Annotated in this window: 12 protein-coding genes; 6 read left to right on the forward strand and 6 right to left on the reverse strand. The window is 55.5% G+C overall.

Annotated features, from left to right (window positions below):
• Nucleotides 1-76 precede the first annotated feature (76 nt).
• Nucleotides 77-1,189, forward strand: a complete 1,113-nt coding sequence (locus tag OSO_RS0120580) for a redoxin domain-containing protein (protein WP_010585034.1) — start codon at nt 77-79, stop codon at nt 1,187-1,189.
• A 64-nt stretch (nt 1,190-1,253) separates the two neighbouring features.
• On the opposite strand, the gene OSO_RS0120585 is transcribed toward OSO_RS0120580, so the two are convergent.
• Nucleotides 1,254-2,387, reverse strand: a complete 1,134-nt coding sequence (locus OSO_RS0120585; RefSeq protein ID WP_010585035.1) for an NHL repeat-containing protein — start codon at nt 2,385-2,387, stop codon at nt 1,254-1,256.
• Between the two features lie 553 nt (nt 2,388-2,940).
• Between OSO_RS0120585 and OSO_RS0120600 the strand changes: the two genes are divergently transcribed.
• Both OSO_RS0120600 and OSO_RS0120610 read left to right on the forward strand, forming a co-directional pair.
• On the forward strand, nt 2,941-5,355 hold the full coding sequence (locus OSO_RS0120600) for an ATP-dependent helicase (protein WP_010585036.1): 2,415 nt from the start codon (nt 2,941-2,943) through the stop codon (nt 5,353-5,355).
• 183 nt (nt 5,356-5,538) lie between these two features.
• Nucleotides 5,539-7,359 (forward strand): GTPase, encoded by a 1,821-nt coding sequence (locus OSO_RS0120610; protein WP_010585038.1) that lies wholly within the window; start codon nt 5,539-5,541, stop codon nt 7,357-7,359.
• 21 nt (nt 7,360-7,380) lie between these two features.
• On the opposite strand, the gene OSO_RS0120615 is transcribed toward OSO_RS0120610, so the two are convergent.
• On the reverse strand, nt 7,381-9,624 hold the full coding sequence (locus OSO_RS0120615) for an efflux RND transporter permease subunit (protein WP_010585039.1): 2,244 nt from the start codon (nt 9,622-9,624) through the stop codon (nt 7,381-7,383).
• A 492-nt stretch (nt 9,625-10,116) separates the two neighbouring features.
• Here OSO_RS0120615 and OSO_RS0120630 point away from each other — a divergent pair, with 492 nt between their 5' ends.
• Complete coding sequence (locus OSO_RS0120630; RefSeq protein ID WP_010585041.1) at nt 10,117-12,465, forward strand: PQQ-dependent sugar dehydrogenase; 2,349 nt, start codon at nt 10,117-10,119, stop codon at nt 12,463-12,465.
• A gap of 43 nt (nt 12,466-12,508) precedes the next feature.
• On the opposite strand, the gene OSO_RS0120635 is transcribed toward OSO_RS0120630, so the two are convergent.
• Nucleotides 12,509-14,023, reverse strand: a complete 1,515-nt coding sequence (locus OSO_RS0120635; RefSeq protein WP_010585042.1) for an HTTM domain-containing protein — start codon at nt 14,021-14,023, stop codon at nt 12,509-12,511.
• A gap of 74 nt (nt 14,024-14,097) precedes the next feature.
• Nucleotides 14,098-14,706 carry a hypothetical protein gene (locus OSO_RS0120640; protein WP_010585043.1) on the reverse strand — a complete coding sequence of 203 codons (609 nt, stop codon included), beginning with the start codon at nt 14,704-14,706 and terminating at the stop codon, nt 14,098-14,100.
• Nucleotides 14,707-15,078: 372 nt separating this feature from the next.
• Here OSO_RS0120640 and OSO_RS44405 point away from each other — a divergent pair, with 372 nt between their 5' ends.
• Complete coding sequence (locus tag OSO_RS44405) at nt 15,079-15,846, forward strand: cupredoxin domain-containing protein (protein ID WP_010585045.1); 768 nt, start codon at nt 15,079-15,081, stop codon at nt 15,844-15,846.
• Between the two features lie 282 nt (nt 15,847-16,128).
• Nucleotides 16,129-16,920 carry an MBL fold metallo-hydrolase gene (locus OSO_RS0120660; RefSeq protein ID WP_010585046.1) on the forward strand — a complete coding sequence of 264 codons (792 nt, stop codon included), beginning with the start codon at nt 16,129-16,131 and terminating at the stop codon, nt 16,918-16,920.
• A gap of 21 nt (nt 16,921-16,941) precedes the next feature.
• Here the strand turns inward: OSO_RS0120660 and nadC are convergent, their stop codons facing one another.
• Together nadC and OSO_RS48330 are read right to left on the reverse strand one after the other, a co-directional pair.
• Complete coding sequence (gene nadC / locus OSO_RS0120665; protein WP_040592575.1) at nt 16,942-17,799, reverse strand: carboxylating nicotinate-nucleotide diphosphorylase; 858 nt, start codon at nt 17,797-17,799, stop codon at nt 16,942-16,944.
• 81 nt (nt 17,800-17,880) lie between these two features.
• Complete coding sequence (locus OSO_RS48330; protein ID WP_010585048.1) at nt 17,881-18,351, reverse strand: DUF5658 family protein; 471 nt, start codon at nt 18,349-18,351, stop codon at nt 17,881-17,883.
• Nucleotides 18,352-18,448 lie beyond the last annotated feature (97 nt).

An 18,448-nucleotide genomic window follows, 5' to 3' on the forward strand; every position in this document is an offset into this window, starting at 1 on the left:
TGTCAGTCATGGTAGTCGTTTGTAGCTTGTTTCGGCCGCGTCACACTCGATAACCAACGCGGCTCAATCCCGCGCGATGACCTTAGAACAAGTGGGAGTTCCAAACTTGCGAGTTCTCTTGGCTTTCGTGTCATTTCTTGGTTTGGTCATTGCGGCCTCGGAGGCATTTGCCATCGATCCCTACCTTGGGAACGATCCCTACTGGGTCTTGCTGCACGAACCCGCCGTGGTCAAAGACTTGAGACTCGACGACGCCCAGCAGGCAGCCTACTCGCAACTGCTCGATCAATTGGATTTGAAGTTCTTTCCGCTTCGAAACAAGTCCGCCGATGATGCGACCGCCGGGATGGCCAAGATTTCGGACGAAGTCAAAACGCAACTGAAAACGCTGCTCAAACCGGAGCAATTGCAACGGCTGAATGAGATCCTGCTTCAGCATCTGGGCAACAGTTCGTTCCTGCTAGATCAGGTAGCGGATCGGTTAAAGTACACCGACGCCCAACGAAAGCGGATGAAAGACATCATCGCCGAAACGGACGCGGCGCTCGCCAACGAGAACCAGGACAAGGACAACCGCAACGCGTCCGAGCCACCGCAAGTTCGTTTTGTGAGACTTAAAACAAACGAGCAACGCAAGCTGATCGCCGTCCTGAAGAAAGATCAGATCGAGACGCTGAAGGCGATGCTGGGCCCCTCATTCCCCCTGGCGGAATTGCGTCAACCCACATTCAAGGCACCGGAACTCGTCAACACAAACGAGTGGATCAACTCGGAACCGATAACGCTCGCCGCACAGCGCGGCAAAATTATCGTGTTACATTTCTATGCGGCCGGCTGCATCAACTGCATCCACAATTATCCGTCATACAAACAATGGCACGAACAATTCCAGAACAAAGATGTCGTGCTGATTGGAATCCATTCACCCGAGACATCGAGCGAGCGAGAGTCGGCGAATGTCCGCCGCAAGGCGAAGGATGAGAAGCTTGAGTTTCCGATTCTGATCGACGCCAAGAATGAGAACTGGGACGCATGGGGCAATTCGATGTGGCCCTCGGTCTACCTGATCGACAAGCGTGGATATCTGCGCGACTTCTGGCCCGGCGAACTCAAGTGGCAAGGTCGTGACGGCGAGAAGTACATGCGCGAACGGATCGTGAACCTTCTGGCCGAGCCCGCCGCGAAATAAGAAAGGGAGGGCGACCAATCATGGCGGCCCTCCCTCACTTGCAAGACTTCGTGTTCCGGACGGGTCAGTTTCCGGCAGCAGGAGCCGCCGCAGGCGATTTAACTCGCACCAGCTTCATCAGACGGCCCGACACGTTCCAATCCTGGACGTACAAATTGCCTTGGTTGTCCCACGACGAACCGTGCGTACCACTGAACACCCCTTCGACCCATTGATCCTGCGGGACATTGAAGTTTGCCCGCTTTGCGGGATCGGCATTGTGCCCCAGCACCGCCATGATCGTGTTGCTCTTGTCGAGAATGACCAGCCGACCGTGAAGATCCGGAACCGAGACATAATCTCCCTGAATCGAGGCAGACGTTGGCATTCCCAGACCGGTCACGATCTCGGCGACGAATTCTCCATCAAGGGTATAGTGCAACAAGCGACCTCGGGGGCCCGCTTCTCCAGGAGGAGTGTGATTGCGGTCACAGATCAAAAGCAGCGGTTTTTCATAACGTGTATCCATCGTCATACCATGGGCCGTATTGAACTGCTTCAGTTCATTGCCTTTGACTCCGAAGTGCAGCAAGTACTTGCCGGTCTTGTCGAACTTGAAAATATGGTCACTGGCATAGCCGTCCGACAGAAAAATATCGCCGTTGGGAGCAACGGTGATCGCCGTCGGGCTGAATTTCTTTAGATTCAATCCAGAGGCCTCTGGAAACGGTAGTTTCAAGACGATTGCGCCCGTCTCGGCATTGAATTTGATCCCTTCAGCGGCGGCATTTCGAGCAGCGTAGATGAACTCGCCCCCCGCTTCGTCGCGGATCTCGATGTCATGCATATTCGTGTATTCGTCACCGAGAAATCGACGAATCACCTTGCCATCTGGCGAAAACACAAACATGCCGATGTTCGCGCTGGTGTAGATATTTCCCGCCTTGTCGACCACGACGCCGCCATGTGTGGACCCCAGCACGGATTTGCCATCAGCCCCAAGTCCCCAACCTGGCACCGTATCGAACGTCATAATGCCGCAGCCCATGCGGACCGGAAGCGTCTTCTCGGCGGCTGATATCGGTAGCGCAAACATCATGGCCAGAATTGCGGCCAAAGACATCAAACAGTTCTTCATGCGTCGGATTCCCAGTTTCGAGTGTGTCATCAAGCCATTGAGCCAAAGGCCGCTGAACGAGCGACGGTCCATCGCCGCCATGATCCATCTCCGTGACGATCATTGTTCACCAACTGCATCATGAGAAGGATCATCAGGGATTTCAACTTGTCGGCCCACAGACCGGCTCTGACGTCGCGCACTTTGCCCGTTCGCGGGGAATCGATCGCAAAGAAAGAAACAAAGAAGTCGTGTGGTCTTCACTTTGCGTCCTTGCGCCTTGGCGTTAATTTTTCTTTCCGAAGCCGCTTTTCACCGGAGAAGAAGGGAACGCAAAGGCGCCAGGGCGCCAAGACGCAAGGAAAAAAACTGTGCGCATCAGTGTATGTCTCGGGGCGTACGCAGACCTTATTACGGTTTGATAGGGAGGAATTCCAGGGGGGGCGCCTTCGCCCATTAACAGCCACTTTGAGCCTGAAGACCTGCCACGCAACTTGACGACTTTGCCAGGTCCAAAAATCCTTCAAAACATTGCTTTACAATCGCCAAGTCAACGTGGAACTCGATGCCGATGTCCGTTGATTCGTCGCGGTGCCGAACGTTCGTTACAATTCCCCGATGAAGGATTGGTTGCATTCCAAGGAGCGGCACGGTCGTGGGTAAAGACGCAGATTTGACGGAATCTCAACGTGCGGCCGTCGAGCATTTTGAAGGACCGTTGCTCGTCGTCGCGGGACCGGGCTCGGGAAAAACACGAGTCATTACTCGCCGCATCGCCCGGTTGATCGACCGGGGTGTCCATCCGCACGAAATTCTTGCGATCACCTTCACGAACAAAGCCGCCCGAGTGATGAGTGAGCGTGTGCAGGCGCTTTTGCCGCGTTCTTTTGTCTGGGTCAGTACATTTCATAAATTCTGCTCGCGTCTTTTGCGTGAACATGCGGCTGTGGTTGGACTTCGGCCCAGTTTTTCGATCTACGACACCAGTGATCAGCTCACGTTGCTCAAAACGGTTCTGCATGATTTGAATTTCGATGCGACACATTTTCCGCCCGGAAAACTACTCGGCCGAATCAGCAAGGCGAAGAACGATCTGATCACGGCCGATCAATTTCGCCAAAAGCATGCCGCTTCGATCGGAACGCATCTCGATGCCGTCGCAGCGCGCGTCTACCCCGTCTATCAACAGCGATTGCTCGACGCCAACGCGGTCGACTTCGATGATCTCCTGATGCATGTCGCACGCATGCTGCATGAGCACGATGAACTGCGAATGTCACTGGATGAACGGTATCGGTTCATCCTCGTCGACGAGTACCAGGATACGAACCGGGCGCAATACCAAATCGTCGCGGCACTGTCGCAGCAATTTCCCAATCTGTGCGTGACGGGTGATCCTGATCAGTCGATCTATGGGTGGCGCGGTGCTCAGATCGAAAACATCCTCCGGTTTGAGCGAGATTTCCCCGGCGTCGTGCAGGTACGACTCGAAGAAAACTTCCGAAGCACACCCGAGATCCTTGCCGCGGCTGACGAACTGATCCGCCATAACGTCAATCGCAAACCGAAACGCCTTCAGCCGATGAGAGAGAGCGGACAACCGGTTCAATTGAGACTCTACGCCGATGGGCAAAGTGAAGCGTCTTCTATCGCTGCGGAAATTCAGTCACTTGTCCAGGCGGGGCAACGCGGCTGGAACGACTTCGCGATTTTTTACCGCGTGAACTCACTGTCACGCACCGTCGAAACGGCGCTCTCTCGACTTAAGATCCCGTATCAGGTGGCTGGAGGACTGGCGTTCTATGAACGCGCGGAAATCAAAGACGTCCTGGGGTATCTTCGCCTGATCGAGAATCCACTCGATCGAATCGCATTTCTGCGCGTCGTCAATACGCCGACCCGTGGAGTTGGAAAAAGCTCACTCGATCGCTTTGTTCAATGGGCCGACACTGCAGGGATTGATCTCCTGACCGCAGCGGCGCAGTCCGAACGCGTGCCAAACCTCTCGAAGAAAGCGGCTGTCGGACTTCGCGCCTTTGCGGCGTTGATCGCGGAACTGGCCGATCTGTCTGCCAACCCGTTTGGGAATCAGTTTGGGTCCACCGAATTTGATTTCGAGAGCGACAATTCCGACGACTCGGACCAATCCGAGTCGTCACGAGGCGCAGTCGAAACGATTGTTCGAGCCGTCCTCGAACGCACCGGCTACTATCGACAATACGAGGGCCCCTTGGACGAAGATGAAGTCCAGCGAAAATCGAATGTCGACGAACTGGTCAGTTCCGCCATGTTGTTCGATCGACATATGACCGAGCAAGAAGAGGTCGCGACTCTGGGCAGCTTTCTGGAAACCGCCAGCTTGACGCAGGATGTCGATTCTCTCGAAGAAGAGACGGGTGCCGTGACACTCATGACGTTGCATGCCGCCAAGGGACTTGAATTTCCCGATGTCTACCTGATTGGCGTCGAACAAAATCTCATCCCGCACGAACGGTCGCTGCGTGAGAACGATAAGCAACCGCTTGAAGAAGAGCGTCGCTTGTTATTTGTCGGCATCACGCGTGCCCAAGAACGGCTGGTGCTGACACACACCGAGCGACGTGAAATGCACGGACGAACCCTGTCGACAATTTCCAGTGATTTTCTGCAAGAATTGATCGTGGAGCGCCGGGATTGCACGGGTGCCGGCGTGACGATGGAAATGTGGGATCAAGACATCATACACGATGACGGATTCGAGGAGTCGTCAACGGCACCTGCACAATCAAGTGACTGGTATGGCGGGACGTACAAGTCACAAGCCAGTCCCAAGAAACCCAAAAAAACACCACGCAAGCCACACCTGACAACCGGTGCCGCACTGGAAGCCGGTGCAAGCACCTTTGCAGACATCCCGGTTGGCTTCGGACTGGGCTCACAAGTGCGTCACCCTCGCTACGGCATTGGAACGGTCGTGGAGGTGAACGGATTCTCGAGAATGCGAACAGTGACCGTCGAATTCGCCGCCGACCATCGGCGCGAAAGCTTTATTGCCGCGAAATGCCCATTGCAACCGGTGGGATTCAGTTGATCCGACGGGCCGTGTCGCTCGTTCAGCCAGAACCACGTCGATTGTGGGCGCCATCAGTGCGATCCATCGGGTCGATTGAGTCAGAGTCACCGGCATTGCTGGAATCGGTCAACGAGATACGACAGACTGTCTTCGAATCAATCGATTTGCGCAACGGGATTGTGAGTGCATAGGACACAACGAATGACAGTGGAATTGGCTCAGTTGGAACTGCTTGCTCAAGTTGATGACCTGGTCGCTCGGTTGGTCAGTTGGTCGAACGAGCCTTCCGCCTGGGAGTCTGTCCAGCAGAGTCAAGCCTTGGTTCGACGACTCTTGTCTCGTCTGGAACCATTGCGAGCCCGCGTTGAAGCTCCACTCGTCGTCGCGACATTCGGCGGCACGGGTGTCGGAAAAAGTTCTCTCGTCAATGGATTGGTTGGCCAGGAGGTCACCTCCTCTGGCCGCCAGCGTCCGACGACGACACACCCCATTGTCCTGGCCCACCCGCAGACCGATCTGACCGCCTACCATTTGCCACTGGAGAAGGGTGACGATGAACTGAAGGTGGTCCGGCTTGAGACTCCTTTGCTACGAGATATCGTGCTGATCGACTGTCCCGATCCCGACACCTCCGAGGTCGAGACGACGTCAAGTAATCTCGCTCGTCTACATCGTCTGCTCCCCTATTGTGATGTGCTGCTTTACGTCAGCACACAGCAGAAATATCGCTCGGCCCGAGTCAGCGAGGAACTGCTGCAGGCGGCCAGCGGCTGCCGTCTGGTTTTCATTCAATCCCACGCCGATCTGGATTCCGACATTCGCGACGACTGGCGTTCGCAACTGAGCCGGACATTTCGAATTGCCGACATGTTCTTTGTCGATTCGAAGCTCGCGCTGCGTGAACAGCAATCCGGCATGCGTCCCACGGGTGAGTTTGGGCGGTTAATTGACCTGCTGCTGAAGGAACTTTCCACCACACAACGAATTCGGATCCGCCGCGGCAATCTCATGGGACTCGTCCAGGAAGTCTTGATGCACGCCCGCGCGATCTTGTCCGAACAAGATCCCCAGGTCAAAAAACTGGAACAAGCACTCTCCGAACAACGACATCGCACCACAGAGCGGATGGCCAGTCGCTTGCAGGAAGAGTTACTTGTCAGTCGCGGACTTTGGGAACGACGGTTACTGGGGCAGGTGACTCAGATGTGGGGCTACAGCCCGTTTGCATCGGTCTTGCGATTGTGGCATAGCCAGGCCAGCCTGCTCGCCTCGTTTTCGTTGATGAGGTCACACACGACGGCACAAATGGCCCTGGTCGGACTGGTGCATGGAACGCGATGGGTGACGTCACAGCAGCAGGAGCAAGATGCCGAGCGACGCCTTGAATCATTGTCGTCACTCGGACTGAGCGATTCAGAACTTCGCGAGTCGCAGATTGTGGTCTCGGGTCATGTTCACGCCGCAAAGCTGGACCGAGTCGTCCCCGGCACGGCGTCGTTCGACAACCTGCGCCAAGCAGCCACCGAGGTGCGTTTGGAGTTTTTGACCGACGCCGCGCAGCGAATTGATGAACTGATTCTTAATACGGCCAAACGCAACTCGCAGTGGTCGATTCGGTGGCGATACGAAATCTTGTTCGCACTTCTACCCGCGTTCTTGCTGTACCGAGTGGGACGCAATTTCTTCTACGATTCGTTCTGGCTCGAAAAGCCATTGCTGGATACGAATTTCTACATTCCCTCGGCACTCTTCCTGTTGTTCTGGGCGGGCGCGTTCGTCATGAGCTACACCTTGCGTCTACGACGCGGCCTGACGCGGCGCATCGAAGAACTGGCCCGTGAGCTGGCCCGACTGAATGCCGGAGCGGGACTCTTTCCTGATCTGGAGCAGGCTGTCGCAGAGTTCGCCCGTCACGGCGACCGGCTGGATCAATTTTCGTCGAGCGTCGAATCGATCAGACTGCAATATCTCGCGGGCCAGCCCGCTGAAGCCTTGAGCATCCGACAAGAGACGACCACTTGAGTATCGGCCGCGTGAAGGGATTCACACGTTCTGAGCGGGTTCTTGAGGCTCGCTAGGTTCTGGCGCCGCGACCGGGCGGAATGTCCATCGCTCGCCAAGCTGAAGCAAAAGCGGCAGCAGGAGCAGATTGACCGCCAATCCCCCCGCGATCGCCACACTGACCATGACACCGAAATAGATGAGTGGTACGAAGTGAGACGTGGCCAAAACGAGAAACCCGACAATCAGCGCCAGATTCGAATACAGGAGGGGTTGTCGCACTTCAGACTGCACCAGATGCAACGCGTCGGGAAAATTCAGCCCCGAACGGCGAGCCCGTAAGAATGCCGAGATGTAGAAAATGCTGTCGTGAATCGTCAGCCCCATCGTATCGCTCGAAATCATTGCCGTACCGATGTTCACAGGCACCGCGAGCCAGCCCATTCCGCCGAGCAGCAGCACGATCGGGATGACATTCGGCACCAGCGACACGACGCCCATCCACAAACTGCGATAGGCAATCGTCATAATCGTGATGAGACTGATTGTCCCCAGAATCAAATCCGTCATCTGATCGTGCAACAGGCTCTCGATTAGGAAGGTCAGCAGCACGAATAGCCCCGTGACCTTCGCTTCGGGAAACTCGGCACGAGCGATCTCACCCACGTCATCAATCAAGCGTTGTTTGTCTTCGGAGGACTGTCGCTCATAGGCGCGAAGCATGATCCGCATCCGCTGATGCTTCGGATTGTAAAGGCTCGGCACAAACTCAGGCTGAATCCGATTCAGGTTCGAGACCTTGGCCCCGAGGGTTCCAGAAAGGAGAGGAATCGTGGGAATCAGATCCAATCCGTCCGTGACAGCCAAGGCCTTCGTCAGGGCAGGACCACGCTCGCCAGGAATTTCGCGCAGCTTCGCCGCCAGCCTTCGAACCTTTACCAGAAACTCTTCGGTCAGCTCTTCGGGTGCGGGGAAATTCACCTCCCAAGCTCCTGCACCGCCGAGTTTTGTTTCGAGAAAGTCGAGCCCTTTCACGACAGGGCTGTCGGAGCGAAAATTCTTACTGAAATCGGTTTCGATCTTGAGGCGAAACAGACCAAACAGGCCGACGATCATCAAAGCAACGCATGAGAGCGAAACACGCCAGGGATGACACAGGACCCAATGGGATAGTCCCTGAAGAGATTGATTCACTTCGCGATCGCCACGCGGACGCTGCGGCTTGGCACGTTCGGGGCCGATCAGAAATCCTCCTGGTAACACCAGGGTCATCGCCAGCAGGACGAGCAGCGATCCGATAACCATCGTCAAACCAAACGAACGCACAGGATGCAGGTGGCTCGAAAGCTGGGCTCCGAATCCGACAGCAGTCGTCAGACAAACCCAGACGATATCGGCACCGATCATCTTTACGGTTTGTCGAAATGCTGTCACACGATCAGTCTCTTCCCGAAGCTTCTGATAGTACAACGACATGTAAACGACGGTTGAGACCCCAATGATCGTCACTAGCGATCCAAGGATCGAGCTGACCATGCTGAGCTGCATCCCGCTTTGATACAGGACGGCTTTCGTCCAGATGATGGCGAATTGCACGATGACGAAGGGCAGAATGACCGCACGCAGGCTACGCAAGAAAAAGAGGATGACAATCACGAGCAGACCAGAAGCGGCCCATCCCATCCATTCGCCATCATCTTCTGCATATCGGAACATATCGTGAACAAGGACCGGCTCACCGACAACAAACGTGGGAATTGATTGCCCCGCGGCAATTCGATGAATCTGTGCCAATGATTCCGCGCGGGGAACGGGCGATTCGTGTGGCTCAAGCAGACGCAGCGCCACCGCAGTCGTCTGGTCGTCAGGGCCAAGAAGGACACCGCGGCTGAATTCAATCAGCTCCCCTCGTCGACTCTTGAAGAACGGCAGCTTGGTAATCGCCAATGCACGGCTGAGGCTTTGAATGCTGTCGGGAACGACGCCTTGAACATCGCCCAGTTTCGTCGCGAGTTCGTCGACACGATCCTGTCCTTCCTCTGTGAAGAGATCAGGGTCCGTATAGGCGACAAAGACGAACTCATCCCCACCGAACAACGACTTCCCTTCAACGTAGTCCTTCAGACGCACATTCTCGGCGGCATAAAGCGACTCGATTGACTGATCGAATGCCAGGCGTCGCGCGGGCCCGACCGAGAACACCGTGAGGATCACAGCCACGACGAGCAATAGAACATGACGGGCAACTAGAAAATCCACCAGTCGACCGCCGGCACGAAGCGCCATGCACACAGTTCTCCACCAGAACACCCCGCATGCGTCTCATCCGAGATCATGCGGCACGACAGAACAAGCCCCAAAACCGCCGTCACCAGCGCGCCGAAGCATATCAAAGTCGCCTCGACACGACAGTGTGACTGGACAAATTTCAAGAATGACATCGGCCCCGAGAAGAGACACGAACGATCAACGACCGACCGCGCACGAAATCCGTGATCCGAACATCCACGGTCATCTTAGACCTAGGCCCAGACGACCCCAGTATGAGTTTTCGGCATCCCGAACAAAAACACAATAGAACGGCCCGTTTCGTTCAGACGGATTCGTACCGAATCGGAAATTGAGTTCACGATCTCTTCACAATTGACGGGAAGTACTGCATCCTTGGGTGTGATCGCCTTGAACAGGCCCCGGCCGCTCACCTGCGTTCGACACCAATCTGATCCGATCAGCCGCGATTCTGAATCACTCAATTTGTTTCCGCGAGAGTTCCGCACGATGACTCGATCGTCCTTCGTCCATCAAATGAGACCGCGAGCCTACGGACTTCTTCTGGCATTCGCCGCCGTGGCGTGTGCGACAGGAAAGGTGGAAGCGGACGACACAAACAAGGTGCCAAAGAACGGCCTCCTTTGGCCTGATGGACGCGTTCCAAAGCTGACGACCTCGCGCGTCCTGGGTTCGCCCGAGCCGCCGTTGCCCTACACAAGTCGGCGGATGTATCCCCAATTGAAAATGAGCAACCCGGTGGCGGTGGCTCGCCAACCGGGAAGCGATCGCATCCTGCTGATCACGTTAGAGGAAGGCGCCAAAGGATTCTCGACCATTCGGCGATTTGTCGATCATCCGGATGTCAAGGAAACAGAGGTTCTGCTTCCTGCCGACGATCGCATCGCCTACGACATTGTCTTTCACCCTCAGTTTCAACAGAACGGCTTCCTGTTCGTCGGTCACAATCGTCCTCATGCAGCTGGCAAAGAGAAATACACCGTCATTTCACGGTTCAAAATGAACCCGCTGCCCCCGTACGAGTTTGATCCGAAGAGCGAAACCACCATCATCGAATGGCCCTCGGATGGACACAATGGCGCCGCGATGGCCTTCGGTCTCGATGGAATGTTCTACGTGACCTCGGGTGATGGAACATCAGACAGCGACACGAATCTTCGCGGCCAGGAAATGAGCCACCTAACCGCAAAGGCCCTGCGAATTGATATTGAGCATCCCGATCCGGGAAAGATGTACTCGGTTCCAGCCGACAATCCATTCATCGGGAAGAGCGGCATCGCCCCCGAAACCTGGGCGTTTGGTCTACGCAATCCCTGGCGAATGACCGCCGATCGCGAGACTGGTCATATCTGGATCGGAAACAATGGCCAGGACCTTTGGGAACAGGTTTACTTCCTGCGAAAGGGCGAGAACTATGGCTGGTCCGTTTACGAGGGCAGCCATCCATTCTATCTCAATCGCGAAATGGGCCCCGCACCACTCGCCCAGCCAACGTTTGAACATCACCACTCTGAAGCACGATCACTGACCGGCGGCGTTGTGTACTACGGGTCTCATTTGCCGGAACTGCGAGGGGCCTACATTTATGGTGATCACTCGACGGGTAAGATCTGGGCGGCAAAACATGATGGAAACAAAGTGCTCTGGCACAAGGAATTGTCCGACACGCCTTTTCATATCTCAGGCTTTGGAACCGATTCACACGACGAACTACTGATCTGCGACTATGTCGGCGACGATGCTGGAGCCCTATACACCCTGATTCCAACCCCACCGCAGAAGGACGCCCCGCCATTTCCGCGTACGCTCAGCGAAAGCGGACTGTTTCGCTTGGTCAAAGGCCATGACGTCGAAGCCGCGCTCGTCCCCTACGAGGTCAATGCTCCGCTCTGGTCCGACGGGGCCGAAAAAGTCCGATACATGGCAATTCCCGGAGACTCGCCCAAGATCGAAATCGCTGGCAATCGCGGCTGGAAGTTCCCCGATGAAACGGTCCTGGTGAAATCGTTTTCGCTCGAGTTTAAGGAAGGCGACGCCACCTCCAAGCGCTGGATCGAAACGCGTTTCATGACGAAGCAGCAAAATGAATGGATTGGTTACTCATACCGCTGGAACGATGAACAAACCGACGCAACCCTCGTCAGGCAAGAAGGATTGGATGTCGACTTCACAATTCAGACAATAGAGGGGCCCCGACAGCAAGTCTGGCACTATCCAAGCCGCACGGAATGCATGGTTTGCCACAGTCGCGCCGCGGGTTTCGTGCTGGGACTCAGCACGGGCCAGATGAATCGTGGACACAGCGTTTCGCTGACGACGACAATCGCCCCTAAGAGCAGCGCCGATCCAGGTGACTGCCAGCCCAAAACACCACCTGCCAAACAACTGCAACCTGAGAATCAATTGACCATGCTTGAGCGATTCGGCTGGCTCAAACTCGAAAAAAAGCCTGACGAGATGGAACGTCTCGTCAATCCCTACGACTCGACGGCCGATCTGACGCTCCGCGCGAAATCCTATTTGCATGCAAACTGTGCGATCTGCCATGTCGATGCCGGAGGAGGGAACGCTCAGATTCAGCTCGAGTTTTCTACCCCGCTCGACAAGATGCGCATGGTCGATGCGATTCCGGTCCACGACAAATTCGGCCTCGCCGATGCACGTGTCGTCGCGCCAGGACACCCCGATCGATCCGTGCTGCTGTACCGTGTCGCACGACGTGGCCGCGGACAGATGCCGCAACTGGCAACGTCGCTGATCGACCAGCCTGCCATCGATCTGTTGACCGAGTGGATCAAGCAACTGCCTTCACCAAACAAAACAGGCACCGGTCAGTAGGCACCGGTGCCAATGTGAACTTCACAATGTCGCCATCAAAAGCTTAACGGGCCGCAACCGTACCGTACTTTGGCAAGACCTCAAACTTCTTCTGCATCACGTGACGTCCGGCGGTCTCGATGATCATCGAATATTCGCCTGGCCGCATCGTTTCGCTGATCGGGAAGGTGATGTTCACCCGAAACATTTCGCGCGTGGCAATTGCCGGAATTCGTTCGATCAGACGGTTTTCGCTGTCACGGATCTTGCATTCAACCGACATGTCGGGATGTGGCGGAGCCAGATTGCACTGCGCAATCATCTTCTCGCCCTGACGAAACTTCGTTCGCCGATCGGCAAGCAAATCGCTGATGAGGAACGTTCCCATATCGACAGAGAAGAATTTGTCGATATCTCGTTGTGGAGCCGCAGGAGCCAGCATCAATTCAGCTCGTTCAGGATCAAGTGCGGTCAATTGATAGCGGCCTTCTGGGCGTCGTTCACCATAAAGATCGATGTATCGTTCCAGTTGCAACCCGATCAGCGCGACCACGGGAACAGCCACGGCGAAGCCCCAGCGTGATTTGGCGGCCCATTCGGGGTGCTGACCCCACTGTTGACGCCAGACGGCCAGTTGCTGTTGAAAGGCCTTCAGCCAGGCATTTTGCCGAACTTTACGCCGCATCCAGGCACATGACTGACTCATGTCCTCGTCGTCGAAGAAGGCAAAATACGTGCAATAACAGACCATTGGAAACATCAACAAACCGAGAGTCAGGGCCGTCATGAAATGAAACGAAATTCCGATCGGCAATATGATATTTCGCCACGACGACTTCCAAGAACAGAAAATGAACGTGATTTCCCAGACAACCGTCACGAATCCCGCCGTCACCAGCAAGATCGGGTAGAGACTAAGCAGTTCACCCAGGGGGTGTTTGTAGTTCAGATGCGTTAGCATCCAATATTGCAATTGATCACCAGTGAAGAAGGATGGCGTGTGAATCTTGGTCATCCCCGCGCCGAAGTACACCCAGGCGATATGCAACTGAATCAAGCGACGCGGCCAGGCGGCCGATTTTGGCAATTCGACGCGCGGCTTGGTCGGATCGAGGTTTCGCTTCTGACTGGCCAACCAGGCGTCGACCGACCAGATCGCTCCGCACTGCGACATCGACAGAATCAGTAATACGTGCGAACTGATCGCCGTGTACTTTGTCATTGTGCTGACGCAGTCGAGCATGCAAAAGTAGGTGAGTAGTACGCACGAGATGAACGCTGAAATCCGCGTGCACCATCCTACGCACAAGCTGAGCATCGCAAAAATCATTGTGGTGTAGAGGGCCGCGACCATATTCCCCGAAAGCTCGGGAAGCAGGTCGATGTAGCCATATCCCACTGACAGTTGGCCGGTCGCCCCGTCTGCGGAGTACAGTTCTCGGCAGACGACCCAGCGAGGCAGTACCAGCCCCATCAGCACGAGCGGCAAGCAGATTCGGCAGAGCGCCAAACCATAGGGAACCTCTTCCGCGTAGAAGAAGCGATGCACACGGACAGCGAAAGACTCTTTTTGTAACATCGAACCGTATCTCCATCTGGCGCGAGGCCGAATTCAGTCAGATGATTCCGGCAGGGAAGGGCAACGCACGAACGTTATTCGGGGGCATGAACCCGGTGAGCCGGGTTGTAGATGTAGTGCTCTTTCCCCACGTGCATTTCCGCGACCAACTGCGGGTTCGAAGCAATGCTGTTGTTGTGCAGATAGGCCAAATAATCCGGCACCGCACTCAGGATTCGCCCTTCATCGTCCATTTCGGCACGCTGCCAGAAGTAGCTCATCCGGTCCTTGGGCTCGTCGAAACGCATCGCCCAAATTCGATCGGAAAGATTGTATTTCTTCTGCCAGACTTCTTCGACGATCACAATGCGATGAATCGGCTCATGCTCGGTACGTCTGAGGGCGTTCAGGGCCATCTTGTGATGCGAATTCCCCAAGACGTCGTAATGCAGACGATCGAGATCGCCATAAGGCATGAACCGCGTCCAGGGACCAGGTGCCAATTCGTAATAGGTTCCGCTTTCGCCCTGGCCAATGACGTGGTAGCGGATTTCGTGGGCCGACCAGCCGCAGAACATGTCCCAGATCAGGTAGTACATCGCCGGATGCGATGCATTTCCGAATTTTAACGTCTGACTGACGATTCCCACGGACATCGCCGACAGATAGAGGGCGATAACGAGGTGTGAGCCCCAACGCTTCATGATGTTCCTTCCTTGGAACCGCAACGAATTGTGGTGATTTTGGGACGAAGCCCGCCGTCCCTGGCGGTAACTGCCGATAGGATGAGCGGAAGCTTATTCATCCCCTGGGTATGGTCAAGACCAAGGTCCAAAGATCAGACGAGGCATCAAAGCCTATTGTGGAAATACGAAACGACTTGGAATCAGCCGCATGACAGCATCAGTTGTCATATTTCTCACGGCATTTGTCGTTCTTCATTCAGAGAAATTCGCCCGGCATTCTTGTTCGCAACCGGCAATCGGCGATAATGCGCTGACCGTGCCAATTCGAGGCGGGACGCCTCCCCTCAAGGGCAAGGCTGCCCAAACCCACTTTTCCGAGGATACACTGCCATGACAAAGCTGTTTTCCAGGGCCCTCGCTGCCGCCATCGTCGCCGCAGCAGTGACTTTTGCTCCTTCTGCCGACGCGCAGTGGGGTAACCTCAAGGGCCAGATTCTGCTGGATGGCGATATTCCCAAGATCGCACCGCTGGTCGCCCAGGGCGATGTTGCGGCAAAAGACTCGGCCGTTTGTGCAGCGCAGATCGTTCCCGACGAAAAGCTGGTCGTTGACCCTGAAACGAAGGGAATCGCAAATATCGTCGTCTACCTGGCGAAAAAACCTGCGAAGGTGCATCCAGACCTCGCCGCGAGCAAGGACAAGGAAATTCTGTTTGACCAAAAGGGGTGCCGATTCCTGCCGCACGTGATGATCGTCCGTACCGATCAAAGTGTACGCGTGAAATCGGACGATGCGGTCGCTCACAACACGCACACCAATCCGATCAAGAACACACCCGCCAATTTCATCGTCACCCCCAACGACCGAGTCGGTGTCGCCATCAAGCCGATGAACCTGGTCGAACGAACTCCAACCAAGATCAGTTGCGACATCCACCCATGGATGGTTGCTTACTGGATGATCATTGACCACCCTTACGCCGCCGTCACCGACGAAAAGGGAAATTTCGAGATCCCCAATTTGCCTGTTGGCCAACATGAATTCATGGTTTGGCAAGAATCGTCGGGCTGGCTCGACAAAAAATACGCCGTCACGATCAAGGCGGGCGACAACCAGGAAAAGCCGCTCAAGTATAAAGCCGCTCAAATCCTGAAGTAGACGTAAGAATTCGCGACCATGCCCGGCACGGTATTGCCGGGCATGGTCATTCTTTGCCTGAGTCATCATCGGACTTGAAAAGAAAAAGACACTTCCGGTCAGTGGGCTCTGGCTCATTCGCCCAGGTCAACCGGATTGAGAAAGTCGCGCGATCCTCTGTGATTCATCGACGGCCGCGGGTTGTTGATCGAGGATCAGCAGCCTAAAATCGCGACACGAGCGGCCCGTTGTCGTCGTCATGTCGTGTTGGCATTCGTTTATTGATCGCTGGAAAGTTGTTTCATGCTCCAACGCCGCGAAGTGTTCCCCAATGTGATCGAGATGAATTATCAGTTCCGGCAGCGGCTGGGATGTTCCGTCTACCTCGTTCACGATGCGGGTGAGTGGCTGCTGATTGACATCGGCTTCGAAGATGTCGTCGAAGAAATCATTGACATGATCCGTCAGATGGATTTTTCGCTCGCGAACTGCAAGTACTTGATTGCAACGCACGCCGACGTCGACCACATCCAAGGGATGAAGCGTTTGAAAGAGCTGTTGCCCAGCGCCACCACACTGGGCCACCCGGAATGTCAGCAACTGCTCGCCGCTGGTGACCGGATCGTGACGTATGCCGAAATCGCGGCACAAGGGATTTCCATCGATCTTCCGATCATCAAAATTGAGGAAACGATCAACGAAGGTGACAAGATCAAGCTGGGAAACTTGTCCCTTGATGTCTGGAACACTCCCGGCCACACACCAAGTCAGTTGTCATTTCGGTTAGGTGACCTGTTGTTCTCTGGCGACAACATCTATCGCGATGGCGGCGTCGGAAACATTGACGCCCATCATGGATCGGACATTCCTGCGTTCATTCAATCGCTCGAACGGATCCGCGACTCGGATGTGAAATGGTTGCTACCCAGCCATGGCCCGATCTTCCGCAAAAACAACGCGCTTCTGCAGAAGACCATCGATCGCCTGACTGAATATCAACATATGGCAGACTTCGGCACCTGTGCCGTTGACTGGCCGCTGCTGGACGAATGGGAAGCGGAACTCGTCCGCGGATTCGATCCGGACAAAGCGTGACCGGTCCCTGACGTCCGAGATCTACGTTGCGGTCGACGAGGACCAGTCAAAAGCAAGATCAAGAGCGGGTGCCGAGTGCGTGAGCGCGCCAACACTGATGCGTTCCACGCCGGTCCGGGCCAAGCCGCTCACCGTCTCGAGTGTGATACCGCCTGACGCTTCAAGCTGGACCTTGGGGGCCAGTCGATTGCGAATCGAGACGGCCTGGCGCAGGGTGTCGGCGTTCATGTTGTCCAACAGCACGATATCAGGAGCCCCGCCCAAGGCGTCTTCAAGCTGCTGCAGCGTATCGACCTCAACTTCAATCCCAACCTTTCCCGCCACACTCGCGCGGGCCACCCGTACCGCCTCGGCAATGCTGGCGGATTCAGTCCAGGCCGCCAGATGGTTGTCTTTAATCAAGATACCGTCATAAAGCCCCATGCGGTGGTTGGTACCGCCGCCGCAGCGAACGGCATACTTCTCGAGAAGTCGCCAACCAGGCAGTGTCTTTCGGGTGTCCAACACTTTGGCCCTGGTCCCCGCGACAGCGTCAACGAATCGACGCGTGATGGTCGCAATCCCGCTCAGATGCGTCATGAAATTCAGCATCGTTCGCTCGCCAATCAAGAGCGAGCTTAACGGCCCTGAGACATCGGCAATCACCGTTCCCGGAGCAACTGTCTCGCCGTCAGCTCGTTTCGCCCCCCAACGGACCGTTGGGTCAAGCTTCTCGAACACCATGCGGCCGATCGGCGATCCGGCCAGAACGCCATCGCGACGGGCGACGACTTGCACCGTCGCCGTCTGATCTGGACGAATGAGCGCCGCACAGGTCAAATCGCCTGCGATCGACAGATCTTCAGCCAAAGCCAAATCGACAAGTTTCGCAGCGGCCATCTGTTCGTTCTGGCCGAATGTCTGTTCGATTATCAATTACGAGACTTTCCTGAAATGAATTGCAACGCAGCCTAAGCATCATCACGAGTCTATGCCGTCCAACAGCCAGACGGCCAATTCACAAACCTGTTCCTTTGATCGACCAGCCCATGGCATCCCCTTCAGCGCGACATCGACTTCGACGTGACTGAAATGAAGCCAGACACTGTAAATGACGACAAACACGATGATCACGGTTCCAATCGACAAAACACGTCGGGCCAGCACCGGATCGCGATACGCCACAACCTGAACGATCACACTCACCAGCAAGGTCATCGCAGCTTTGAAGCCAGCCATGCCGGTCACGCCCCAATGATCCAGGAAGTACCCCGCGAAGGGATTGGATTCGACAAACTGGATATCGCCGCGCCACAACAAATGCAGCGTCATCGTTACATCGAGCCCGCTCACGATCCACAAAATCAGCGTCTCTTGTGGAAACCATAACAGTCCCGCCCAAGGCCGAAGACCTTTGTGGGAGGTCATGAATTCGGAATCGGAACTCGTCACGTCGAAACACTCCTCACCCACCCCGCCAGACGCCTCTTGGTCGGCATTGATATGTGCGGATCATCGTACTCGAAAGCGTTGCGCGAGGTCCATTTTC

This window comes from Schlesneria paludicola DSM 18645, from assembly GCF_000255655.1.
In the GTDB taxonomy this organism is placed as follows: domain Bacteria; phylum Planctomycetota; class Planctomycetia; order Planctomycetales; family Planctomycetaceae; genus Schlesneria; species Schlesneria paludicola.